This is a genomic window from Hymenobacter sp. UV11 (genome assembly GCF_004684095.1).
Classification (GTDB): Bacteria; Bacteroidota; Bacteroidia; order Cytophagales; family Hymenobacteraceae; genus Hymenobacter.
On sequence record NZ_SRII01000002.1, the window covers coordinates 357,235 to 381,190 of the forward strand.

17 protein-coding genes are annotated in these 23,956 nt (G+C 60.8%); 14 read left to right on the plus strand and 3 right to left on the minus strand.

The features are described from left to right. Position 1: 1 nt before the first annotated feature. The 11 genes from E4631_RS26220 to ftsZ all read left to right on the plus strand — a co-directional run bounded on the left by E4631_RS26220 (position 2) and on the right by ftsZ (position 15,754). Complete coding sequence (locus E4631_RS26220; protein WP_174805478.1) at positions 2-967, plus strand: FtsL-like putative cell division protein; 966 nt, start codon at positions 2-4, stop codon at positions 965-967. Further along, positions 951-3,425: a penicillin-binding protein gene (locus E4631_RS04065; RefSeq protein WP_133659917.1), complete on the plus strand. Its 2,475-nt coding sequence runs from the start codon at positions 951-953 to the stop codon at positions 3,423-3,425. Before E4631_RS26220 ends, E4631_RS04065 begins: the two co-directional genes overlap by 17 nt. Continuing rightward, a complete protein-coding gene (locus tag E4631_RS04070) occupies positions 3,422-4,894 on the plus strand; it encodes a UDP-N-acetylmuramoyl-L-alanyl-D-glutamate--2,6-diaminopimelate ligase (protein WP_133659916.1) in 1,473 nt (490 codons plus the stop codon). Before E4631_RS04065 ends, E4631_RS04070 begins: the two co-directional genes overlap by 4 nt. Before the next feature lie 136 nt (positions 4,895-5,030). Beyond that, complete coding sequence (gene mraY, locus E4631_RS04075; protein ID WP_133659915.1) at positions 5,031-6,251, plus strand: phospho-N-acetylmuramoyl-pentapeptide-transferase; 1,221 nt, start codon at positions 5,031-5,033, stop codon at positions 6,249-6,251. A gap of 81 nt (positions 6,252-6,332) precedes the next feature. Continuing rightward, a complete protein-coding gene (gene murD / locus E4631_RS04080; protein WP_133659914.1) occupies positions 6,333-7,712 on the plus strand; it encodes a UDP-N-acetylmuramoyl-L-alanine--D-glutamate ligase in 1,380 nt (459 codons plus the stop codon). Positions 7,713-7,731: 19 nt separating this feature from the next. Beyond that, a complete protein-coding gene (locus tag E4631_RS04085; RefSeq protein WP_133659913.1) occupies positions 7,732-8,931 on the plus strand; it encodes an FtsW/RodA/SpoVE family cell cycle protein in 1,200 nt (399 codons plus the stop codon). Positions 8,932-9,126: 195 nt separating this feature from the next. After that, on the plus strand, positions 9,127-10,215 hold the full coding sequence (gene murG / locus E4631_RS04090) for an undecaprenyldiphospho-muramoylpentapeptide beta-N-acetylglucosaminyltransferase (RefSeq protein ID WP_174805477.1): 1,089 nt from the start codon (positions 9,127-9,129) through the stop codon (positions 10,213-10,215). Positions 10,216-10,361: 146 nt separating this feature from the next. Further along, a complete protein-coding gene (gene murC, locus E4631_RS04095; protein ID WP_133659911.1) occupies positions 10,362-11,747 on the plus strand; it encodes a UDP-N-acetylmuramate--L-alanine ligase in 1,386 nt (461 codons plus the stop codon). Between the two features lie 132 nt (positions 11,748-11,879). Beyond that, complete coding sequence (locus tag E4631_RS04100) at positions 11,880-12,638, plus strand: cell division protein FtsQ/DivIB (RefSeq protein ID WP_133659910.1); 759 nt, start codon at positions 11,880-11,882, stop codon at positions 12,636-12,638. 85 nt (positions 12,639-12,723) lie between these two features. After that, a complete protein-coding gene (gene ftsA, locus E4631_RS04105; protein WP_133659909.1) occupies positions 12,724-14,130 on the plus strand; it encodes a cell division protein FtsA in 1,407 nt (468 codons plus the stop codon). 106 nt (positions 14,131-14,236) lie between these two features. Continuing rightward, on the plus strand, positions 14,237-15,754 hold the full coding sequence (ftsZ, locus tag E4631_RS04110; protein WP_133659908.1) for a cell division protein FtsZ: 1,518 nt from the start codon (positions 14,237-14,239) through the stop codon (positions 15,752-15,754). 182 nt (positions 15,755-15,936) lie between these two features. Here the strand turns inward: ftsZ and E4631_RS04115 are convergent, their stop codons facing one another. The 3 genes from E4631_RS04115 to E4631_RS04125 form a co-directional block, all read right to left on the minus strand. Beyond that, positions 15,937-17,070 (minus strand): cytochrome-c peroxidase, encoded by a 1,134-nt coding sequence (locus E4631_RS04115; RefSeq protein WP_133659907.1) that lies wholly within the window; start codon positions 17,068-17,070, stop codon positions 15,937-15,939. Between the two features lie 110 nt (positions 17,071-17,180). Beyond that, positions 17,181-18,203, minus strand: coding sequence for a cytochrome-c peroxidase (locus E4631_RS04120; protein ID WP_133659906.1), 1,023 nt, complete (start codon positions 18,201-18,203; stop codon positions 17,181-17,183). Positions 18,204-18,270: 67 nt separating this feature from the next. Continuing rightward, the gene (locus tag E4631_RS04125) at positions 18,271-19,056 is read right to left on the minus strand and encodes an MbnP family protein (protein ID WP_133659905.1); all 786 of its coding nucleotides are present in this window, start codon (positions 19,054-19,056) and stop codon (positions 18,271-18,273) included. Positions 19,057-19,393: 337 nt separating this feature from the next. On the opposite strand from E4631_RS04125, the gene E4631_RS04130 reads away from it, so the two are divergent. From E4631_RS04130 to E4631_RS04140, 3 genes are all read left to right on the plus strand, one after another. Further along, positions 19,394-19,765, plus strand: coding sequence for a hypothetical protein (locus E4631_RS04130; protein WP_133659904.1), 372 nt, complete (start codon positions 19,394-19,396; stop codon positions 19,763-19,765). A gap of 116 nt (positions 19,766-19,881) precedes the next feature. After that, positions 19,882-22,227, plus strand: coding sequence for a TonB-dependent receptor (locus tag E4631_RS04135; protein ID WP_133659903.1), 2,346 nt, complete (start codon positions 19,882-19,884; stop codon positions 22,225-22,227). Positions 22,228-22,304: 77 nt separating this feature from the next. Next, positions 22,305-23,939: a PepSY domain-containing protein gene (locus E4631_RS04140; RefSeq protein ID WP_133659902.1), complete on the plus strand. Its 1,635-nt coding sequence runs from the start codon at positions 22,305-22,307 to the stop codon at positions 23,937-23,939. Positions 23,940-23,956: the final 17 nt, after the last annotated feature.

The following is a 23,956-nucleotide window of genomic DNA, read 5'->3' on the forward strand; positions in this document are numbered from 1 at the left end:
CATGGCCGGTAATACGATACGTCCTGTTGCGGCTGGTCCGCCCCGCGCCAATACCGTGCGTGCCCCCCGCGAGCCCGAGCCTGTGAACGAGGCGCCGGCCGCCGTAGCCGCCGCGCCGCCCGTGGCTGCCCCTACCCCCCCGCCGGCCCCCGCACCCGTAGCCACGCCCCAACCCGCCGCACCTAAAAAGGCGCGCAAGCCGGCCGAGCCAACCCCCGAGTTTACCGCGCCCGCCTGGGAGCCCCACGAGGGCCGTACCGCTACCGGCTGGAGCCTGTTTTCGCTGCTCGACCGCTTCACGGGCCTCGATGGGCTGTTTCGGGAGGGCTTGCCGGTGCGCTTCCTACCCAAGCTGCTCTTCGTGATGCTGCTCACGCTGCTCTACATCGGCAACACGCACTACGGCAACCGCATGAATCGCAATATTCAGCGGCTCAAGCAGGAAACGGAGGACCTGCGCGCCGACTATACCACCCTGAAATCGGACTACATGGAAGCCAGCAAGCAGAGCGAGGTGGCCCGCAAAGTGGCTGCTATCGGCTTGGTCGAAAGCTCGTCGCCGCCCTTCCGCATTGCGGTGCCGGCCGGCCGCCTCGATGAGGCCGAATTGGAAACTATGCCCGTACTCACTGCTGATACCCTAGCCGCTCGCGCCGCCCGCGATTCGGTAGCCTCGGCCCGTGCTGATTCTATTCAGGGCCGGGCGCGCCGCCAGCAGCTAGGTCTTTCTGAGGAGGAGGATGCCTTGGAGCTGGGTGCGCCACCGCCTGGCCTTGCCGACGAAGATGCCCCTACCCCCGGTGCCGAAACTGAAGCCGCCAAACAATTGACGCATAGTGGTTCAGCTGTTAAAAAAACAAAACGGAGTAAAGCTGCTAGCAAAGAATCTAGTACAAAAAAGCACAAGACGGCCCAATTAAATCAGGATAAAGCAGCCCCAAAAGCAAGCCATGAAAAGCAGCGTTAAGAAATCCATTGTCACGCGGGTGCGGCTCGCGTTTCTGGGGGTGGCGCTGTTCTCGTGCGCCGTGGCCTGGAAAATCTCGCGCATCCAGTACCAGGAGGGTGCCAAGTGGCGCGCCCTGGAGCAAGAGCGCCGCATCAGCTACCAGCCGGTGCCAGCCACGCGCGGCAACATCTACTCCGATAACGAGAGCATTATGGCGACCTCGCTGCCCTTCTACCGGGTAGCCTGGGACCCCGGTGTGGTCGATGATGCCACGTTTGCTCAGCATGTGGATTCGCTGGCTTGGCACCTAGCGCACTTCTTCCAAGACCGCAGCGTGCCGGAATACCGGCGCAAGCTGATGGAGGCGCACCGTGACCACGACGTGCGCTACATCCGGCTGAATTCGCGGCAGATAAATTTTCAGGAGAAGAAGGAATTGGCCAGCTGGCCCATCTTCCGGGCCAAGCGCCGGGGCGGGGCCATCTTTGAAAAAGTGGATAAGCGCTTCCGGCCCTTCGGCGGGCTGGCCCAGCGCACAGTGGGCTTCGTAAACGAGGACAAAAACGGCGCGGGCCTGGAGTTTACGTTCCAGCAGAAGCTAGCGGGCAAGTCGGGTGAGGCGCTGTTTGAGCGCGTGCCGGGCGGCTTCAAGCCAGTGTATGACGGCACCGAAATCAAGCCCCAGCCGGGCTACGACGTGAAAACGACCCTCGACATCAACCTGCAGGATGGGGCTGAGGATGCCCTCTACAAAGCCTTGGTTTCGAACGACGCTAAGTACGGCTGCGTTATTCTAATGGAGGTGAAAACCGGTGAAATCAAGGCCGTGGCCAACCTGGGCAAGGCTGCCGACGGCACCTATAAGGAAGATTATAACTACGCTTTTGCCGACCAGGGCCGCACCGAGCCGGGCTCGACTTTCAAGCTGGCCTCGATGATGGCCGTGTTTGAGGCCGACCCCAGCCTGCAAATTGATGATATAGTAGATACTGGCCCCGGCCGAATGTCTATCGGGGGCGCGGTGAAGACGGACTCGCACGCCAACGGCCGCATTACGGTGCAGCAGGTGTTTGAGAAATCGAGCAACATTGGGGTGGCGCGGCTGGTGCAGGAGCACTTTGCTAGCAACCCCACCCAATACACCGACTACCTCAAGCGCTTTGGCCTCGACAAGCCGCTGGGCTTTCAGATGAGCGGCGAGGCCCTACCCTACGTGAAGGACCCCAAGGACCGCAGCTGGAGCCGCACCTCGCTCTCGACCATGGCCATCGGCTACGAGCTGAAGCTGGCTCCGCTCCAAACGCTGGCTTTCTACAACGCCGTGGCCAACGGCGGCGTGAAGGTGGCGCCCATGATTGTGAAGGAAATCAAGCAGGCCGATCAGGTGGTGGAGCACTTCGACACGCAGGTACTGAACCCTAAAATCTGCTCCGATGCCACGCTGCGCAAGCTGCACGCCATGATGGAGGGGGTAGTGCTGCAAGGCACCGCCAAAGCTATTCGGCCTAAAGACTACGCCATCGCGGGCAAAACGGGTACGGCCTGGAAGTTCAAAAACGGTCGCTATACGCATACATATTCGACTAGCTTCTGCGGGTTTTTTCCGGCCGATAAGCCCAAGTATAGCTGCATTGTAGTGATTGACTCGCCAAGTAAAGGCAACTGGTCGGGGGCCGAGGTGTCGGCGCCGGTATTTCGCGACTTGGCCGACCGCTGCATGGCCCGTGACCAGGCCAGCCAGCGGCCCATGCTAGCGCGCATTCCGGCCCGGCGCTCGCCGGTGCCGCTGGTGCGGGCCGGCTTGCAGCAGGAAATCGCGCTGGTATGTGACCGCATTGGCCTGCCCGGCCAGACCCACGCCACCGGCGGCGAAGAGTGGGTGCGCGCCACCCGCGCCGTTGACACGGCCTTCGTGGCTCGCACCGTGGCCCTGCGCCCCGATGCCAGCGTGGCCCACCCCGGCCGCATGCCCGACGCGCGCGGCCTCACCCTGCGCGACGCGCTGTTTTTGCTCGAAAACCGAGGCATCAAGGTGCAGGCCAGCGGCACCGGCCGCGTGCGTGAGCAGTCGGTAGCGCCCGGCGACCCGGCCCGCCGCGGCGCGGTAGTGAACCTGGTGCTGATGCCCACCGCTGCCCCCACTGCCGCACCGCTGGCCTTGCCCGCGCCCATCCACACCGAAATTGAGGAGAACACCCTGCTCATTCCGGCCGAGGTCAGCCGACCCAGCAAAGCCGCCAAGTCAACGACAAAGCCCAGCTCAACCAAAGCTAAGTCGGCCGCCAAAGAGAAAGCGACGGCGCCTACCCCCCCTGCTAAGGCCGAAGCCAAGCCGAAAAAAACCATCAATAAGCCCGATATCCGCACGACTCAGCGAACCTCTGCGCCTTCCTCTGCGCCCTCTGCGGGAACCGCCACCAGAACGAAACCGGTAACCGACGCAAAAGCGGCCACCAAACCCAAGAAAGCCGCATGAGCACCTTACCCCTCTTCGCCCTGCTCACCGATGTGGACGTGCTGACCCAGCATGGCAACCCCGACGTGCCCGTGGCGGGCCTCACCCTCGACTCGCGCCAGGCCGCGCCGGGCATGCTGTTCTGCGCCCTGCGCGGCACGGCCACCGACGGGCACAAGTTCATCGAGCAGGCGGTGAAGCAGGGGGTAGGGGTTGTTATCTGTGAAGAGCTGCCGGCCGAATTGAACCCGGCCACAACCTACGTGCAGGTGGCCGACTCGGCGGCCGCGCTCGGGCCCATCGCCAGCGCGTTCTACGGCCACCCCTCGCGCCAGCTGGTGCTGGTAGGCGTGACCGGCACCAACGGCAAAACCACCTGCGCTACCTTACTGCACAAGCTGTTGCGCGAGCTGGGCTACCACGCCGGCCTGCTGAGCACGGTGCAGAATCAGATTGACGAAACCGTGCTGGCCAGCACCCACACCACGCCCGACGCCATCCGGCTCAACGCCCTGCTGGCCGATATGGTGGCCGCCGGCTGCACCCACGCCTGCATGGAGGTGAGCAGCCATGCCGTGGCCCAGCACCGCATCGGCGGCCTGCGCTTCGCGGGCGGCCTTTTCACCAATCTCACCCACGACCACCTCGACTACCACGGCACGTTTGATAATTACCTGAAGGCTAAGAAAGGCTTTTTCGACGCGCTGCCTAAAACAGCCTTCGCCCTCACCAATGCCGATGACAAGCGCGGCCCGGTGATGCTGCAAAACACGGCCGCCCGCCGCGCCACCTACTCGCTGCGCTCGGCCGCCGACTTCCGGGCCCGGCTTATCGCGAATGAGATGCACGGCCTGCTGCTCGAAATAGACGACCGCGAGGTGCATTTTCGGCTCATCGGCGTCTTCAATGCTTATAACCTGCTGGCCGTGTATGGCGCGGCCGTGCTGCTGGGCGAGGACCCCACGGAGGTGCTCACCATCCTCTCGGGCCTGACCACTGCGCCCGGCCGCTTCGAGCCGGTGACCGTACCGGGCCAGTCCATCGCCGGCCTCGTGGACTACGCCCACACGCCCGACGCGCTCGAAAACGTGCTCCAGACCCTGCACCAGACGCGCCGCCCCGAGCAGCGCATCATCACGGTGGTGGGCTGCGGCGGCAACCGCGACGCCACCAAACGCCCCATCATGGCCCGGCTCGCCGCCCAGCTTTCGGATGAGGTAATCCTGACCTCCGACAACCCGCGCGATGAGGACCCGCTCGACATCCTGCGCCAGATGGAGGCCGGCCTCCTACCCCCCACCGACGCCCACACCCAAACCATTGCCGACCGCCGCGCCGCTATTCGGGCCGCCGTGGCCCTGGCCCGCCCCACCGACCTCGTGCTGGTAGCCGGCAAAGGCCACGAAACCTACCAGGAAATCAAAGGCGTGAAAACGCACTTCGACGATAGGGAAGAACTGCGAGCGGCGCTACTTGAAATTAAAAATTAAAAGTTATGAGCCAATTGTCATTGCGAGCGAAGCGCGGCAATCGCACCTGAACGATGGACGAACGACCGGCGCTGGCACCGTTCTGGTGCGATTGCTTCGCAGGCTCGCAATGACCAACGACTCATAATTCAACAAAATGCTATACTACCTTTTTCGCTACCTGCACGAACACTATCACCTGCCCGGCGCGGGTGTGTTTCAGTACACCACGTTTCGGGCGGCGCTCTCCGTTATCGTATCGCTGCTCATCGCCCAGATATTCGGGGGCAAGCTCATCAACGTGCTGCAAAAAAAGCAGCTTGGCGAAACCATCCGCGACCTCGGCCTGCAGGGCCAGAACGAGAAGAAAGGTACGCCAACCATGGGCGGCCTCATCATCCTGCTGGCTATTCTGGTGCCCGTGCTGCTGTTTGCGCGCCTGCGCAATATCTACATTATCCTGATGCTGCTCAGCACGGTTTGGCTCGGACTAATCGGGTTTCTGGACGACTACATCAAGATTTTCCGCAAGAATAAAGAAGGCCTGAGCGGGCGATTTAAAGTGCTGGGTCAGATTGGCTTAGGTATCACGGTGGGCTGGGTGCTGTTTTACAGCAACGAGATTACGGTGCGCGAGTATTTGCTGCCCAATGGCCAGTATTCAGCCGTCGATGCCAGCAAGGTATTTAAAGACGTGCACCTGGCCATTACGACAGTGCCGTTCATGAAAAATAACGAGCTGAACTACGGCGACTTGTTTGCTCAGGCTGGCACGGCTTTCCAAGGGCTGTACGGCCTGTTTTACATTCCCATTGTGGTTTTTCTGGTTACGGCCATCAGCAATGGCGCCAACCTTACCGACGGCCTCGACGGCCTAGCGGCCGGTACGTCGGCCATTATCGGGGTCACGCTGGCTATTTTTGCCTTTGTGAGCGGTAATGCCTTTTTAGCTGATTATCTGGATGTTATGTTTATTCCGGATTCGGGTGAGCTGGTTATTTTCTGCACGGCCTTCGTGGGGGCTTGCATTGGCTTTCTGTGGTATAACTCTTACCCGGCGCAAGTTTTTATGGGTGATACCGGCTCGCTGGCCCTCGGCGGCATTATCACCGTGCTGGCCCTGGCGGTGCGCAAAGAGCTGCTGATTCCCATTCTGTGCGGGGTGTTTATCATCGAAAATCTCTCAGTAGTGGTGCAGGTAGGCTGGTTTAAATACACCAAGCGCAAGTATGGCGAAGGCCGTCGCCTGCTGCGCATGTCGCCACTACACCACCACTACCAGAAGCTCGGCTACCACGAATCCAAAATCGTATCGCGGTTCTGGATTGTAGGTATTATGCTGGCCGTCATCACGTTGGTTACGTTGAAATTGCGCTAAGATGTAGGGTAAGCTTTAGCTTGCCAGTTGATTGTAAAATAGCTAATTAGAAAAAGGCAAGCTAAAGCTTACCCTACACGTATGAACATTGTCATCTTAGGAGCCGCCGAGAGTGGGGTAGGGGCCGCGCTGCTGGCGCAGGCCAAGGGCCACACCGTGTTCGTGTCGGACCGCGGCGTTATCCAGGCCGACTACAAGGACAAGCTGACCAAAGCCGGCATCGAGTTCGAGGAAAACCAACACTCGCTCGACCGCATTCTGCAAGCCGACAAAGTGGTAAAAAGCCCCGGTATCCCCGAAAAAGCGGCCGTTATCAAGGCGCTGCGCGAGCAGAAAATTCCGATTATATCGGAGATTGAGTTTGCCAGCCATTACACCAAGGCGCGCTTTATTGCCATTACGGGTACCAACGGCAAGACCACGACCACGCTGCTTACCTACCACTTATTGAAGGAAGCCGGCCTGAACGTGGGCCTGGCCGGCAACGTAGGCTACTCGCTGGCCGAGCAGGTAATCGAGGATAAATTCAAGTATTACGTGCTGGAATTAAGTAGCTTTCAGCTCGATGATATCGACCGTTTTCAGCCCTGGATTGCGGTGCTGCTCAACATCACGCCCGACCACCTCGACCGCTACAACTACTCGCTCGAAGCCTACGCCCGCGCCAAGCTCAATATCGTGCGCAATCAGGACAGCGACGGCACGTTCATCTACAACGCCGACGACGAGAATATTCAGCGCTATTTCAAAGCCGCGCTGCGGCCGATGCACCAGATGCCCTTCAGCCTGCATCACCGCACCGATTTTCAGCTCGGCGGCTACTACGAAAAGCAGGACGCCGTGCGTCTCGATTTGCTACCCGGCTACTACAGCCCCACCGAGCTTATCAGCACTTCCCGCTCGCCGCTCATCGGCGAGCACAACCGGCAGAACGTGCTGGCGGCCATACTAGTAGCGCGGGTGGCGGGTGTAGCGCCCGCCGCCATTGAGCAGGCGCTCGCCAGCTTCCACAACGCCGAGCACCGCCTGCAGCTCGTGGCCGAAATCAACGGCGTGGAGTACATCAACGACAGCAAGGCCACCAACGTGGAGGCGGCCTGGTACGCCCTCGACGGCGTGAAGCGGCCCATCGTCTGGATTGCCGGTGGCACCGACAAAGGCAACGATTATGCCTCCGTGCAGCCCCTGGCCGCGCAAAAAGTAAAGGCGCTCATTTGCCTGGGCGTGGACAATGCCAAGCTGCGTGCCGCGTTTGAAACCCAGGTGCCGCACCTCGAAGAAACCCAAAGTATGGCCGACGCCGTGCAGCGCGCCGCCGCCCTGGCCGCCCCCGGCGATGTGGTGCTGCTCTCGCCCTGCTGCGCCAGCTTCGACCTGTTCAAAAACTACGAAGACCGCGGCCGCCAATTCATGGCTGCCGTGCAGGCCCTACCCCCGTCCGAATCTGCGAAATCAGTTTAATCCGTTAAATCTGCGATTTATGGAAACCCCTACCCCCCACACGTGGCTGCAACGCAACCTCAAGGGCGACCCCATTCTGTGGGCCATCGTCATTCTGTTTTCGCTCATCAGCATCGCCGTCGTGTACTCGGCCACCGGCACGCTGGCGTACCGCAACGAGCTGCACGGCCGTACCGGCTCGGTCGAGCTGATTGTGCTCAAGCACAGTAGCTTGATTTTCATGGGTTTGGGTTTAATGTGGATGGCCCACCGCATCGATTACCGGCACTACTCGCGGCTATCGCTTTATGCACTGCTGCTGTCGGTGCCGCTTCTGCTTTTCACGTACCTGATGGGCGGCGAAACCAACGGCGCCTCGCGCTGGCTCACCATCCCGGTAATTAATCAGACCTTCCAGCCTTCCGACCTGGCCAAGCTAGCGCTCATTTCGCACCTAGCCAGCATGCTCAGCCGCCGCCAGCAGCACTTGCACGATTTCAAAAGCACGTTGCTACCCGTAATGCTTTGGGTAGGAGCCATTTGTGGATTGATTGTGCTGTCGAACGCCTCCACGGCGCTGCTACTGTTTCTGACCTGCCTGCTGCTCATGTTCATCGGCCGCGTGCCCATGCGGCAAATGCTGGTGATGGTGCTCATTGGGGCTACGCTGGGGGGGGTAGGGCTAGTGGCCGGCCAGCGCTGGAAAACGGTGCAGTCGCGCATCGAGAACTTCTCTAACCCCAATAAAAAGCCCGCTTTCCAGCTGGAGCATTCGTTTATCGCCATCGCCACGGGCGGCCTCACCGGCAAAGGCCCCGGCAAAAGCACCGAGCGCAACATCATGCCGCACCCGTATTCCGACTTTATCTACGCCATTATTATTGAAGAATATGGCATGATTGGCGGCTTGCTGGTGCTGTTTCTCTACCTCGCATTTCTGTATCGAGGGCTCAAAACGGTGATGAATAGTCAGGGCGCTTTCGGCGGCCTGCTCTCGGCTGGCTTGAGCTTTAGTCTGGTCTTGCAGGCGATGGTAAATATGGGCGTGGCGGTGGGCCTGGGCCCAGTCACTGGCCTACCCCTGCCCATGCTGAGCATGGGTGGTACCTCGCTCATTTTCACAGGCTTGAGCGTTGGAATTATCCTCGCCGTGAGCCGCGGCGAGCGCGAAACCCGCCCCATGACCGGCGAGCCCGCCGACACTGTACGCATCCCCAGCAAGCGCGCGCAGTATGCATGAGTAGTAGTTGTCATTGCGAGCATGTTGCGCATCAAGCAAGGGCGAAGTGGAGCGCGGCAATCCTTCCTTGGTCGTTCACTTCATTAAGCTAGTAATCCTATTGTGAAGGAAAGATTGCCGCGCTCCACTTCGCCCTTGCTTGATGCGCAACATGCTCGCAATGACAGACTATTGTAAACGAATAAAATTAAATCCATGAAATTCATCATCTCCGGCGGCGGTACGGGCGGGCATATTTTCCCGGCGGTGGCAATTGCGAATGAAATTCGGCGGCGGCAGCCCGACGCCGAGATTTTATTCGTGGGCGCCAACGGCCGCATGGAGATGACGCGCGTGCCTGAGGCCGGCTATGATATTGTGGGCCTAGATATTACCGGTTTGCAGCGCCGCCTCACGCCACAAAATATTATGTTCCCGGTGCGGGTATTTCGGTCGGTGCGCAAGGCGGGAAAATTAATTCAGGAATTCCGGCCCGACGTCGTAGTGGGGGTAGGCGGCTATGCCTCGGCCCCGGTATTATTGGCCGCTACCTCGCGCGGTATTCCGAGCTTAATTCAGGAGCAGAATTCGTACGCTGGTCTGGTTAATAAATTACTGGGCCGCCGCGTGAGTAAAATCTGCGTGGCCTACGACGGCATGGAAAAATTCTTTCCGGCCGATAAAATCGTGCTCACCGGCAACCCCGTGCGTACCGAAATTGCCCACGGCCAGTGCGCCGAAGCCCAGCAGTTTTTCAACCTCGACCCCGCTAAGAAAACCTTGCTCGTGGTAGGCGGCAGCCTCGGCGCGCGCACCCTCAACCTGGCCACCGCCGCCGCCCTACCCCGCCTGCGCGAGGCAGGCGTGCAGCTGCTCTGGCAAACCGGCAAGCTCTACTACCCTGAGGCCCAGCAGCAAGCCGCGCCCTACGCCGCCGACCACCTGCAAGCCCTGGAATTTATCCGGCGCATGGACCTGGCCTACGCCGCCGCCGACGTAGTAATCAGCCGGGCCGGGGCGCTCTCAGTATCAGAGCTTTGCCTCACGGGTAAGGCGAGTGTGCTGGTGCCATCGCCCAACGTGGCTGAGGACCACCAAACCAAAAACGCGCTGTCGCTGGTGAGCAAAGGAGCGGCCGTGCTCATTACTGATGCCCACGCCGCTGAGCGCCTCTACGATGAAGCACTGCGTCTGCTGGCCGACCCCGCGCGCCAGCAGCAGCTCAGCCAGCGCGTGCAGGAATTGGCCCGCCCCGACGCGACCACGGCGATTGTGGACGAATTATTTAAGCTATTGAAAAAATAAAACCGAATAAAAAAGGCTGTCCTGCTGAGCGCAACGAAGTGGAGCCGAAGCATCTGGCTCGCATCGTTGACCGATTGAGTTACCAATTCAAGCGAGATGCTTCGACTCCACTTCGTTGCGCTCAGCAGGACGTTCTAAATTAAAAAATGCAGCAATTTCCCTTTATATTTTTTCTCGGTATTGGCGGCATTGGCATGTCGGCGCTGGCGCGCTGGTTTAAGGCCAACGGCCACCAGGTGAGCGGTTACGACAAAACCGAAACGCCCCTTACGCAAGCTTTGCAGGCCGAAGGAATTGCCGTGCACTACGCCGACGCGGTGGAAAATATTCCGCTGGAAATTCGGGAAAATAAAGCGCAGACGCTGGTGGTGCTCACGCCCGCCATTCCGGCCACTAGCCTGGAATGGGCGTGGCTGCGTGAGCAGGGCTACGATATTCGCAAGCGCAGCCAGGTACTGGGCGTGCTCACCGAAGGCCGGCCCACCATCGCGGTGGCCGGCACCCACGGCAAAACCACTACCAGCAGCATGGTGGCGCATTTGCTCAAGCACGCGGGCCTCGACGCCGGCGCATTTTTGGGCGGTATTGCGGTGAATCTGGGCTCGAATTTATTGCTGCCTGCCAGCCCCAACGCGCCTGTGGTGGTAGAGGCCGACGAGTACGACCGCAGCTTCCTGACGCTGCACCCCGACGTGGCCATTGTGACCAGCACCGACGCCGACCACCTCGATATCTACGGCGAGCAAAGCGCGCTGATTGACTCATTTTGCCAGTTTGTGAGCCAGATTAAGCCCGGTGGTACGCTGCTGCTCAACCACACGGCTGATGCGCGGGTGGCCGCCGCCGTGCCGCCCGGCACGCGGGTGCTGCGCTACGGCCTCACGGCCGCGCAGGGCGCCGATTTATTTGCCGGGAATATTACGGTTGAAGGCCACCAGTTTCACTTCGATTACCACGGGCCGCAGGGGGTAGTAAAGGAGTTAAAGCTGGCCGTGCCGGGATTTCACAACGTAGAAAATATGCTGGCGGCAGCGGCAGCGGCGCAAATTTTTGGCGTCACTACATCGCAATTGCCTGAGGCTGTGGCTGCCTACCGAGGAGTAAAGCGGCGCTTCGAATTTATCGTAACCGGCCCGGACAAAGTGTACGTAGACGACTACGCCCACCACCCGCGCGAGATTGAGGCTTTTTTACGGTCCCTAAAAGCGCTGTACCCGAACAAGAAGTTACGCGTCATTTTTCAGCCTCATTTATTTACCCGCACCCGCGATTTTGCCGAGGGTTTTTCGCAGAGCCTGAGCCTGGCCGACGAAGTGGTTTTGCTGGATATTTACCCGGCCCGCGAGCTACCCCTGCCAGGCATCACGGCAGAGATGCTTTTGGCTAACATTACCTCCGAAGCTAAATCGCTGCAAACCAAAGCACAAGTATTGGAAAATGTGAAAAATAATCCTACTTTTGACATACTGGCGACCGTAGGCGCCGGCGACATTGATACGCTGGTGCCGCAGCTGAAAAATATCCTCAGCTAACTAGTTTTCGCTAGCAGCTACTTCGGCTTTTTATTTTGAAAAAACAGTCATTCGCTACTTAATTAATTACCCCAAAATAAGCGCCGTTTGCACCTGCGAAATCAGCTCAACCGGCGTTAGTCCGCGATTATTATGAATAAGACCGTTCGCAATCTGCTCGTCGCGTTGGCCAGCCTGCTAGGCTTGGGTGGCATGGCCGCGTTTGCGGCGTTGCGCCAAGCCCATCGCCCGGTGCAGAATATTGTGGTGAACGTGGCCAACGAGTTCGATAATTATTTTATCAGCGAGCGGGGCGTTACGGCGCTACTAACCAATGGCGGCAAAGAGCCGGTAATTGGTACCGTGCCCGAAGGCCCACGCCTGCGCGAATTGGAAGGCCGCCTCCAGGCGCACCCATTTGTGCGCGATGCGCAGGTGTATCGCGACCTGGCTGGCAACCTGCACGCCGATATTCACCAAAACCGTCCCATCGCCCGGCTCGTACACCCCGACGACCGCCTCGATACTTATGTTGATGCCAATGGCCGACGCCTACCCCTCTCGCCGCTCTACACGGCGCGGGTGGCCACGGTAAGCCGGGCAGGCGGCGGTACCCTGCCCCCCACTTTTTTTCAAGATAGCACCAGCCGCGGCTACCTCGATTTTCTGCGCTACGTTGATGAACACCCCTTTTGGCGCGCCCAGGTAGCCGAGGTTTTTGTGGAGCCGGGCGGCAAGCTCAGCTTCACGCAACAGGTGGGCGACCAGCGTATAGAATTTGGTGCGCCGGAAGATATTTCTGGAAAATTCGCGAAATTGATGGTATTTTACCGTCAAATTCCCTCAGTTTTAGGCTGGGATACCTACCACCGCGTGAACGTGGAATACCAAAACCAAATAATCTGCGAGTAGTAACCGCCTGTTAATCAAAAATATATTTTTTAGCTATTTTGCTAACTAATTTAGTCACTGCTCTTTCACTGCCCACTACATCCACATGCAACAAGATAAAATAGTCGTCGGTCTCGACATTGGCACCACGAAAATCTGCGCCTTAGTGGGCCGTAAAAACGAGTACGGCAAGCTCGAAATTCTGGGCATGGGCAAGGCGGTATCCGATGGGGTGCAGCGCGGCGTGGTGCTCAATATTGACAAAACGGTAGATGCCATCAAGCGCGCCATTCGGCAAGCGGAGGAGCAGTCGGGCATCGACATTGGGGTAGTAAATGTGGGCATTGCGGGGCAGCATATCAAATCGCTGCAACACAATGGCTCCATTACGCGGCCCAGCGGTGACAACGAGATTACCCAGGACGACGTGAACCGCCTCACGGCCGACATGTACCGCTTGGTGACGCCGCCCGGCTCGCAGATTATCCACGTGATGCCCCAAGACTACAAAGTTGATTTTGAGGGCGGCGTGCTTGACCCCATCGGCATGGCTGGTGTGCGGCTGGAAGGCAACTTCCATATCATCACGGCGCAGAGCGCGGCTATCAACAACATTAATAAGTGCGTAACAAAGGCTGGGTTGGCCATTGCCGACCTCATTCTGGAACCGCTGGCGTCGAGCGTATCGGTGCTGAGCGACGAGGAAAAGGAAGCCGGCGTGGCGCTGATTGACATTGGCGGCGGTACTACCGACCTGGCCGTGTTCAAGGACGGTATTATTCGCCACGCGGCGGTGCTGCCGTTTGGGGGCAATATCATTACCCAGGACATCAAGCAGGGTTGCAACGTGACGCCCAACCAGGCCGAACAGTTGAAGGTGAAATTTGGCAAAGCCATTGCCGAGGAAGCCAGCGACTACGAAATCGTGAGCATTCCGGGCTTGCCCAACCGTCCACCCAAGGAGGTATCGCTCAAGAATTTGGCGTATATCATCGAGGCCCGCATGTCGGAAATTATCGAGCTGGTGTATGCCGAAATCTACCGCATGGGCTTGCACGAGCAGCTTTCGGCCGGCATTGTGCTGACTGGCGGCGGCTCGCAGCTCCAGAACCTGGAACAGCTGACCGAGTACCTCACCGGCCTCGACACGCGCATCGGCTACCCCAACCAGCACTTGGGTAAGGGTAAAATCGAAGCCGTGAAGTCGCCGATGCACGCCACTGGCGTCGGCCTCGTGCTGGCTGGCTACCAGGCTCAGGACGAGCGCATTGCCCGCCCCGGCTACGGTGAGGAGGAAATGCCCGCCTATAGCTACCAGGCCGTAGCGCCGGTGGCTGCGCCGGTAGTGCCCAGCTTTACGCCTGCGCCGCCGGCCGCCGTGCAGCCCGCCGCGCCTACCCCCCCCGAAGCGCCCAAAGCGCCGAAGGAGCAGAAAGGCCTCAAGTTTTTGGGTGATATCACCCGCAAGCTGAAAGGCATTCTGATTGACGATTTTGACGACAAGCAATATTAAATTAATTATGAGTTATGAGTTGTGAATTATGAATTGTCGTCTTCTTACCGGAAGCTGTCAGTCGTAATTCATAACTCATAATTCATAACTCATAATTAAAAAAGTTATGAATTTTACCTTCGACATTCCAACCCAGAGCCGTTCCATCATTAAGGTGATTGGGGTAGGGGGCGGGGGCTCCAACGCCGTGAAGCACATGCATAAGCAGGGCATCAAGGACGTGGAGTTTATCATCTGCAACACCGACCGGCAGGCGCTGGAAAGCTCGACGGTACCCAATAAGCTCCAGATTGGGGTGGACCTGACCGAGGGCCTCGGCGCGGGCGCCAAGCCCGAGCGTGGCCGCCAGGCGGCGATGGAGAGCCGCGAGCAAATCCGGGAGCTGCTGAGCAACGGCACCAAGATGCTGTTTATCACGGCCGGTATGGGCGGCGGCACGGGCACCGGCGCGGCGCCGGTTATTGCGCAGGTGGCCCAGGAACTGAATATTCTGACGGTGGGCATCGTGACGGCTCCTTTCCTGTTTGAAGGCAAGAAGAAGCGCGACCAGGCCGAGCAAGGCATCAAGGAGCTGAGCGAGCACTGCGATACGGTGCTGGTAATTCTCAACGATAAATTGCGCCAGCTGTATGGTAACCTGACCATGGGCCAGGCCTTCGCAAAGGCCGATACGGTGCTAACCACGGCCGCCAAGTCGATTGCGGAAATCATTACCGTTACGGCCGACGTGAACGTGGACTTCGAAGACGTGAAAACGGTGATGAAGGACTCGGGTGCGGCCGTAATGGGCAGTTCCGTGACGGAGGGCGAGAACCGTGCCCGCCGCGCCGCCGAGGAGGCCCTGAACTCGCCGCTGCTCAACAACACCGATATTCAGGGGGCACAGAAGATTCTGCTCAGCATTATGTCGGGCGACCAGGCCGAGCTGGAGATGGATGAGCTGTCGGAAATCACGGAGTACATCCAGGGCAAGGCCGGCGAAGATGCCGAGATGATTTTCGGCCACGGCACCGACGACACGCTGGGCCAAAGCATCCGGGTTACGGTTATTGCCACGGGTTTTGCCCGCGAGGCGCACACTATCTCGACCAGCGGCCGCCCCGAGGGAGCACCCGAAACCGTGGCCCCTACCCCCATCCCGGAGCCCCAAGCCAGCGCGCCCGAGCCGACGCGCCCGAGCCAGCCGGCGCCGGTGGTGCCTACTTTCACCACGCCCGCCGCGCCCGAGCCGGTCCGCGTTACCTACGAACTCAACGGCCCGGCCACTCCTAATGCGCAAACCGGCCTGGCCGGCGCGCCCATCACCGCGCCCGGCGACCCGGTGCTGCTGCCGGGTCAGGGACAAGGGCAAGGGGTAGGGCCGCAGCCCAGCGCGCCGCGCCCGCGCCCGGCCATGCTGGAGGCTCAGGCTGAGGAGCGCCGCCGCCGCTTGCAGCAGCTCAGCCAGAGCCAGGGCCTCTCGCCCGAAGCCACGACCCACCTCGACACGCCCGCCTACCTGCGCCGCGGCCAGAAGCTGGAACCCGTGACCCCAAGCAGCGCCCAAAACATCTCGCGCTTCAATCTAAGCGATGACAATGAGCTGCTGGGGGATAATCGCTTTCTGCACGACAATGTCGACTAGACCACTGATTAGCACGGATTTTACCGGATTTCACGGATTTTGTGGACGATTAGCTAAGCGTCAGATAATCGGTTGAAATGAAAAGGCCACCCAAACGGGTGGCCTTTCTTGTGCTGTATATTTTGAGTTGTAAATCGTCCACAAAATCCGTGAAATCCGGTAGAATCCGTGCTAATCAGTGGTCAGTTGGGATTGGCGAACCGCTTGTCGGTGATAAACGTAGAGTCAGTCAGGGTTTTTAGGAAGGCGACAACCTGTTTTTTCTCGGTGGCTGTGAGGTCCATGTGGGTGCCGAAGGGTGGGTCGTTGATGCCGGCGGGCGCGGCGAGATTGGGGTCGAGGTTGGGGCTGTTCATCTGCACGTGGTCGGAGTAGTGGTCGAGCACTTCTTCCAGGGTTTTGAAGCGGCCATCGTGCATATAGGGCGCGGTGAGGGCGATGTTACGCAGAGTCGGCGCGATAAACTTGCCTTGGTCCACGGCCAGCTTGGTGAGGCCGCCGCGGCCGGGGTCAGTGAAGGTATGGTCGAGGCCGTTATTGAAAAACTTGCCCTCGTAATTCGACGACATCAGCGGCTGGGTGTGGCAGTGGAAGCACTCGGCCCCGCGCACCGAGCCCGGCGCAATGTGCGTGGTATAAAGCTTGAGGCCCGCCACCTCATCGGTCGTGAGGCCCAGGCGGGTCACCATGTAGGTGTCGTAGCGCGAACTACCCGAAATGAGCGTGCGCTCGAATTGCGCCAGGGCTTTGAGCAACAGCTCATTGGTGATAGTGCTGGTACCGAAGGCTGCCAGAAATAATGGGGGGTAGGCGGCTATGGCCTGCAACTTCCCTACCCCCACTGTAAGTGGCTGGTGCAGCTCAACGGCATTTTCGAGGGGCTTAAGGGCCTGGGTTTCGAGGGTGGTGAAAGCGCCGTCCCAGGTGAGCTGGGTGCTCCAGAGCGCATTAATCAAGGACATGGTGCCGCGCGGGTTGGCCACGCCATCGACGCCCACGGCCAGCGGTAGGCCATCGGTGAAGGCCTTGCTTTGCTGGTGGCACGAGCCGCAGCTCATGGTGCCGGTGCTCGACAACGCCTTTTCGTAAAACAGCCGCCGGCCTAGCGCTACCCCCTCGTTGGTGAGCGGGTTATCGGCCGGAATGACGGGGGTAGGGAAACCCGCCGGCACCGCGAGCGCGTAGGCCGTGGGCGCGGTCGGTGTGGGTGGTTCGTTGCTGCCGCTGCCCCCGCCTTTGCTACAGCTGGCAATGCCCAGCGCCAGGGCGCTCAGCAGCACACCAGCGTACGAAAGGGTAGTAGTGCGAAAGGCCATTGAGCAGGTTTAAGAGGCGAAAATAAGCGACGTTGCGGCGGTAACGACGAAACCAGGCGGCTTGGTTTCCGGGGGCCACCAAAGCGGCGTTACTCCCAGTGCCGGTGGGCCTAGCGGGGCGGGGTAAGGCGCTGGTCAGTCAGGAATTCCTGGTCCGTGAGTGTGTTAAGGAAGGCCAGTAAATCAGCTTGTTGGGTATCAGAAAGCGGGATGCCCAGCCGGCCATCCGGCCGATGCAGTAGTGGGTCGAGGGTAGGGGAGGGCTGCACGCCGTGGGCGTAATGGGCGAGTACCTGGGGCAGGGCAGCAAAGCGGCCATCGTGCATATAGGGCGCGGTGCGGGCCACGTTGCGCAGGCTCGGCACCTTGAAGCGGCCCCGGTCGAAGGGCCGGGCCGTGATGTGCGCCCGCCCCGAATCGCGCGGAAACGTGCGGTCGAGGCCGTTGTTGCGGAAACTCTCGTCGGTGAATAAATCGGTGGCGTGGCAGCCGCCGCACTTGGCCACGAACAGCATACGGCCGCGCTGCTCCGGTGCGCTGAAGGTGCCGCCCGCCTCGTGCCGCACGTGCTTGTCGTAGCGCGATTGGCCCGAGGTAAGCGCCGCCGTGAACTGCGCCAGCGCCCGCAGCAGCTGCGGCGTGTCAATCTGCCCCGGCCCATAGATGGCCGCGAAGCGCCGCCGGTAGGCCGGGTCGGCGTTGAGGCGGGCCAGGGCGTCGGCCAGGGGCGTATCCATCTCGGCGGGGCTGGTGAGCGGGGCCAGGGCTTGCAACTCCAGGCCCAGCACGCCGCCGTCGGCCATGAAGCCGTGGCGCCAGCGCAGGTTTTGCAGGGCCGGAGCGTTGCGCGGGCTTAGGCGGCCGCCTACCCCCACGGCCAGGGCCCGGCCATCGGTGAAGGCCCGGCTTTGCTGGTGGCACGAGGCGCAGGCCACCGCGCCGCTGCGCGACAGCCGGGGGTCGTAGAACAGCCGCCGGCCCAGTTCAAACGTGGCCTGGTCGGGCTGGTTTTGGGCTAGCTGGTAGGTCATAGCCGGGAAATTGGCCGGCTGCCCGGCACCGGGCGGCAGAGGCGCGGGCGCCACCGCCACCAGCCCCAGGGCCAACGCACTCAGCGCCAGGCCGGCTAGCATCCCGCCGCGCGCCAGTAGCCGGTCCCGTGCCGAAAGTTGCCTGAGCGCCCGCATGGCCCTACCCCCCCTAGTTGGCGTTGATGGTCTTGACCGTGAACATGCTGGCCGCGTAGTTTTGGGCCACTTGCACCGACGAGGGGCTGGGCTCCATCGTGGTCGGGAACGTGCTGAGCGCGAAGCGCGTGCCGCCATCAAACAGCTTGAGCACATCGGCTGTGAGGTTAATGGCGGCATTGTGGTCGGCGCGCACGGGTAGGGTAGCGCCGTTAAACGACGGCGCGGCCGTGACAATGGCGCTGTACGGGGCGCGGTAGCCGCCCACGTGGCAGGTCAGGGCCTTGTTGCCGGCCGAGGTCACGTTGCCTTCGAGCTTCATAAAAATGTGGCCCGTAGCCCACACCCAGTACATATTATTGGCCGGGTTGAGGTCGCCAGGCAGCGAGAGCGGGTCGGCCTTGGTCGTAGTCGAATCGACGCCCACCGTAAACTTCACGCCTGAGTAGTCGCCCGTTGGCACGTTGTCAATGGTAAACGAGGTGGTGCTAGGCTTGGCCACGTTCACCAGGTGGTACACGCCTGGCGCGGCATAAGTGCTGCCGTCAGTTTTGGTGAAAACGACGTTGGAGATATAATATTCCAACGTGCTGATGCTGAAGGTTTCGCCACTCTCCGTGGTGTAGGTAGTGCCGTCGAGCGCGACGGCCTTGCTCCCCGCCACGTTGTTCAGGGCTAGCGAAACGGTGCCCACGGTGGGCTGGCTGCTAGCGGAGCTGTCCTTTTTGCAGCCATTGAGCAGGCCGGCCGAGAGGGAAAGAAGCAGCGCGGAAACTGCGAAAAAGTGACGAGTAGTCATCGATAAAATGCTGATTGAGTGGAAGTAGGCAGATGCTCTCAACCCGGCCCTACCCCCTGCATTGGGGTGGTAGAAGCCTGGCAACTACTGCGTCGGGGGCACCTTCCTCCACACGCACCGCATTTGGAAAAGTTCAGTCGTGCGCCGTTGGCGGCCGAAAAGTCTTCTATGCGGTCTGGCCGTTGCGGTGCTGGCTGGCGCGGTGAGAAAGAAGGCCAGCGGGCGCATGATGCGCAGCGAACGGACAGCTACCAAAGATAGCAGCAGGCGAGTAGCGAAGGTGTGAATACTCGCTGGCTGGCGCTACTTTTGTCGTCGGTTAAGCCATTTTTCGTCCTTGAAGCCTGTTTTCGCCTATTTGCTCGCGGCTCTGGTGCTGCTGCAAACCTTCAGCCGCGAGCTGTTGGTGGTGGATTACGCGCTGAACCGGGCCACTATCACGGCGCGCTTTTGCGTGAACAAGGCGCGGCCCGAGCTGCATTGCGATGGCAAATGCTACTTTGCCAAGCAGCTCAAAAAGCAGCAGGACCGCGAAAGCAAGTCGGCCAGCCCGCTTAAGGAGCGGCTAGAAATGCTGCCGGGGGCATTCAGCGGCTGGCAACCACAGTCCCTGCGCGCAGTGGCGCGGGTAGCCCTGCGCTACGGCCATCTGGTGCCGGGCCACTACGCTGCGCCGCTGGGCGCGGTCTTCCGGCCGCCGCTCGGCTAAAAACCAACCTTCGCTCGGGGAGTTGCCGGCCGGCCCAGGCCTGGATGCCGCATTGCGCGCGTCCGGCCGCGCCGCGCCTTGCCCTCTTGGTTTGTTTTTAGCTTGATTATCAAGGGATGAAGTCTGTTTTTAGGATTGCCGGGCTGGCCGTAGCTAGTCTGGGCTGCGCCCACGCGCAGCAAGCACCGTTGCGCGGCACCGTGCTCGACGCGCAGTCGCAGCAGCCGCTGCCGGGCGTGACCGTGGTACTGCCCAGCACCCGCGTAGGTGCCACCACCGACGCCAATGGTCGGTTTAGCCTGCCCATAGCGGCCGGAACACGCGAGGTAATTATCTCATTTATTGGCTATAACACCCAGAATGTGCGGGTGCTGGCCAGCGGCCAGCCCCTCACGGTGCGCCTCGAAGCGGCCCCGGTCACTTTGCAGGGGGTAGTAGTGTCGGCCAGCCGCGAGCAGGAGCGGCGCACCCAGGAGCCGGTGGCCATCAGCCAGATATCACCGCAGCTCATTGCCGATTCTAAGGCCACCGCACCCTACCAGCTGCTGAACAAGGTGGCCGGCGTGTACATGGTAAACCTGGGCAATGAGCAGCATATGATGGCTATTCGCCAGCCGATTAGTACCAATGCGGTGTACCTGTACCTGGAAGATGGCCTGCCAATTCGGCCCATCGGTATCTTCAACCACAACGCGCTTTATGAGATAAACCAGGCCGGCGTGCGCAGCATGGAGGTGGTGAAAGGGCCGGCCTCGTCGCTCTACGGCTCCAATGCCATTGGCGGGGCCATCAATTTTCTGACCCAGCGCCCTACCCCCCTGCCCACGGTGGGCGCGTCGGTGCAGGGCGATAACTACGGCTACCGGCGCGTCGATGCCAGCGCCAGCGGCACGGTGGGCAAGCTTGGGCTGTATGCGGGCGGCTACGCGGCCCGGCAGCGCAACGGCTGGCAGGACTATACCGATTTCGATAAGGAGTCGTGGACGGCGCGGGCCGACTATGCTTTTAGTGCTAAAACCCGGCTCGTGGGAATGGGCACCTACAACTACCTCAACACCCAGACGCCCGGCACCGTTGATAGCGCCCATTTCTACAGCCGCAGCTACACCAGTAACAACCGCTTCACGGACCGCGTGGTGACGGCCGTGCGCGCCAGCCTGCGCCTGGAGCACGACTGGAGCCCGAGCCAGCAAACAGTCCTCACGGCTTATACCCGCTATAACTCGACCGGGCAGCTACCAAGCTACTACATCGCCGACGTGCGTGTGAATGGGGCGTACCAAAGCTCTAATGGGCAGGTGAATAACCAGTCATTCCATAGCTATGGAGCGCTGGCGCAACACCGCGCCGACCTGGGCTTTCTGAACTCGCGGCTCATCGTGGGCGGGTATTTCGACTACAGCCCCAGCACCTACTACGCCCGCTACCTGACCATCCAGAAAGACGTAGCCAATAATTTTTACACCGGCTACACCGATACCGGCCGCTACCTCGACGACTATAAAACCGACCTCTACAACGCGGCCGCCTACGCCCAGTACGAGGTGCAGGCTACCGAGGCGCTGCGCATTGTGGGCGGCCTGCGCTACGACCAGGTTCAGTACAATTTTGTGAATAACCTAAGTGGCGCGCAAACCACCAAAAAAGCGGCCCAAAACAACGTGTACAATATCGTGGCACCCAAGCTGGGGCTGACCTACGCGCTAGGCCCGGCCCAGGGAGTGTACGCCAACTTCAGCACCGGTTTTCAGCCGCCCGAAACCAACAGCCTCTACAGCTCGCGCCAGACAATCGAGCTGAAGGAAGCCAACTTCAAGAACTACGAGGCCGGCGGCTGGGTGGCGCTATTTGAGCGCAAAGTGTATATCGACCTGAGCGTGTACCAGATGGAAGGCCGCAACGAAATCGTGAGCCTGTTGCAGCCCGACAACACGACCCAGAGCCAGAACGTGGGCGCAACCCGCCACCAGGGCATCGAATACACGCTGACCTACGCGCCCGTTTCGGAAGTAAACTTCCGCCTCAGCGGTACCAATGCTCGGCATACCTACCTGGAATACAGTGAGGTACTGCAAGGTAAGAACCGCGACTACTCGGGCAACCGCATGGTGAACGCCCCCAACTGGATTGCCAACGCGGAGGTGTACTACAAGCCGCGCTTCGTGCCCGGCGCGCGGCTGGGCCTGGAGTATCAGCGCATTGGCTCCTACTACACCAACACGGCCAACACCAAAACCTACGCCGGCTACAACCTGCTGAACCTGCGCTTGGGCTACCGCCTACCCCAGTCGGCCCTGCGCGGCCTGGAGGTGTGGGCCAACGTGCTAAACCTAAGTAATGAGCTGTACGCCACGCTGGTAACGGCCAACCAATACGGCACTACCTACACGGCGGCGGCGCCTCGCACCGTCACGCTGGGGGTAGGCTACACGTTTGCCGCTAAGGCGAAAAACGAGTTGTAAAGCGGAGTGGAACGCCGCTTCCAAGCTCATTTTCTTCTGCGATTAACGAAGTGCCACTCCGTTTTACAAGCTTTCTTATGCAAACAACTTCCACGCCGCCGCCTCGCGCGGCGGCCTCGCCCGTGCGGCGCTTCGTGGGCCGCCATATGTACCGCTGGCACCGCACGCTGGGTTTGGTTACCCTGCTGCCGGTTATCATGTGGACGCTCAGCGGGCTCTCGCACCCGCTGATGTCTAACTGGTTGCGGCCGGCCATTGCGCACGAAACTGTGCCTACCCCCCCGCTGCGGCCCAATGCGCTGGCCGTGCCCGTGGCGCAAGTGCTGAGCCAGCATCACCTGGCGGCTATCCAGAATCTGCGGGTGGTGCAATTTGAGCATCAGCCTTATTATCAAGTCACTGACTACCGGGGGCGGCTGCGCTACTTTGCCGCAGCCACCGGCCAGGAGTTGCCCGATGGTGACCGCGCCTACGCCGAAGACGTGGCCCGTTACCTGCTGGCTGACTCGACCAGTGCCATGGCCGGTGCCGAGCGCCTGACGCACTACACGGCTGACTATAAGTTTATTAACCGCCTACTGCCAGTCTGGAAAATCACCTTCGCCCGGCCCGATGGCATGGCCGTGTTCGTGGAAACCGGGCAGAGCCGGATGGGCACGTTCAACAACCGCGCCCGCGCCCGCTTCCTGTGGGTATTTGGGATGCTGCACAATTGGGACTTTCTCGATGCCCTACCCCGGCCGCTGCATCTGGGTATTATGCTGGTGTTCACGACGGTTATCTGGCTGTCGGCCCTGAGTGGGCTAGTGATTTACGGCTTCGTGCGGAAGAAATTGCGGCAGCCGCGCTCGGCCCAGGACCAGGTGGGCTGGCTGCGCCGCCGCCACCGCACGCTGGGGCTGTGGGTGGCGTTCGTCACGTTCACGTTTGCCCTGAGCGCGTCTTACCATTTGATTCAGAAATTCAACCCCGACCGCCGCGAGGAAGTGGCGCGGGTGAGTGCCTTCGCTGCCAGCGAACTGACCTGGCCGCTGACCGACGCCCTACCCGGCCCCGCGCCCGTCACGCGGGTATCGCTGGCGCGGGTAGGCGGCCAGCCTTACTACCGCATCGTTAGCAAAGGCTCTGAGGGTAAGCCTACTGTGCAGTACCGCAGCACCCGCGACGGCCAGCCGCTGCCCGCCGGCGAGATGCGCTACGCCGCCGAGCTGGGCCAGGAATTTATGCTGGCGCTCAACGGCCACCCGGCCACGGCCAGCGCTACCGGCGCGGCCGAAGACGGCGCCCTACCCGACTGCTGCACCCCGCCCACCGCGGAAGCGGAAGCTCCGGCGGCCATCGGCACGCCCGCCGCGGCGGGGGGGGTAGGCGGCTTTGCGCCTTCCTTAGCCAGCCTGGGCAGCCCCGAGCTGGTGACCAAATTTGCCGGTGAGTACGGTTTCGTAAACAAGCGCCTGCCGGTGATGAAGCTCAGCTACGCCGGCCCCGGCCACCCGGCCCTGTACGTGGAGCCCGGCACCGGCCGCCTCGCCGCCCTCGTCACCGATGGCGACCGGCGCGAAGGCCTGTCCTTCGCAGTGCTCCACAAGTTTTTTCTGCTGGACTGGGCGGGCAAAAATATCCGCGACGCGGTGGCCATGCTCTCGGCGCTGGGCGTGCTGGCCGTGACGCTCTACGGTTTCACGCTGCTGCTCAAAACGCGGCAGAAGTAAGAGGTACTGGGGCAAAA

Excerpts from the sequence above, each read along its gene's own strand:
- mraY (WP_133659915.1), top strand. The coding sequence starts at position 5,031 with ATGCTATACTACCTTTTTCGCTACCTGCACGAACACTATCACCTGCCC.
- murC (WP_133659911.1), top strand. The coding sequence starts at position 10,362 with ATGCAGCAATTTCCCTTTATATTTTTTCTCGGTATTGGCGGCATTGGC.
- murD (WP_133659914.1), top strand. The coding sequence starts at position 6,333 with ATGAACATTGTCATCTTAGGAGCCGCCGAGAGTGGGGTAGGGGCCGCG.
- E4631_RS04065 (WP_133659917.1), top strand. The coding sequence starts at position 951 with ATGAAAAGCAGCGTTAAGAAATCCATTGTCACGCGGGTGCGGCTCGCG.
- murG (WP_174805477.1), top strand. The coding sequence starts at position 9,127 with ATGAAATTCATCATCTCCGGCGGCGGTACGGGCGGGCATATTTTCCCG.
- E4631_RS04135 (WP_133659903.1), top strand. The coding sequence starts at position 19,882 with ATGAAGTCTGTTTTTAGGATTGCCGGGCTGGCCGTAGCTAGTCTGGGC.
- E4631_RS04085 (WP_133659913.1), top strand. The coding sequence starts at position 7,732 with ATGGAAACCCCTACCCCCCACACGTGGCTGCAACGCAACCTCAAGGGC.
- E4631_RS04125 (WP_133659905.1), bottom strand. The coding sequence starts at position 19,056 with ATGACTACTCGTCACTTTTTCGCAGTTTCCGCGCTGCTTCTTTCCCTC.
- E4631_RS04100 (WP_133659910.1), top strand. The coding sequence starts at position 11,880 with ATGAATAAGACCGTTCGCAATCTGCTCGTCGCGTTGGCCAGCCTGCTA.
- ftsA (WP_133659909.1), top strand. The coding sequence starts at position 12,724 with ATGCAACAAGATAAAATAGTCGTCGGTCTCGACATTGGCACCACGAAA.
- ftsZ (WP_133659908.1), top strand. The coding sequence starts at position 14,237 with ATGAATTTTACCTTCGACATTCCAACCCAGAGCCGTTCCATCATTAAG.
- E4631_RS04070 (WP_133659916.1), top strand. The coding sequence starts at position 3,422 with ATGAGCACCTTACCCCTCTTCGCCCTGCTCACCGATGTGGACGTGCTG.
- E4631_RS04115 (WP_133659907.1), bottom strand. The coding sequence starts at position 17,070 with ATGGCCTTTCGCACTACTACCCTTTCGTACGCTGGTGTGCTGCTGAGC.
- E4631_RS26220 (WP_174805478.1), top strand. The coding sequence starts at position 2 with ATGGCCGGTAATACGATACGTCCTGTTGCGGCTGGTCCGCCCCGCGCC.
- E4631_RS04140 (WP_133659902.1), top strand. The coding sequence starts at position 22,305 with ATGCAAACAACTTCCACGCCGCCGCCTCGCGCGGCGGCCTCGCCCGTG.
- E4631_RS04120 (WP_133659906.1), bottom strand. The coding sequence starts at position 18,203 with ATGCTAGCCGGCCTGGCGCTGAGTGCGTTGGCCCTGGGGCTGGTGGCG.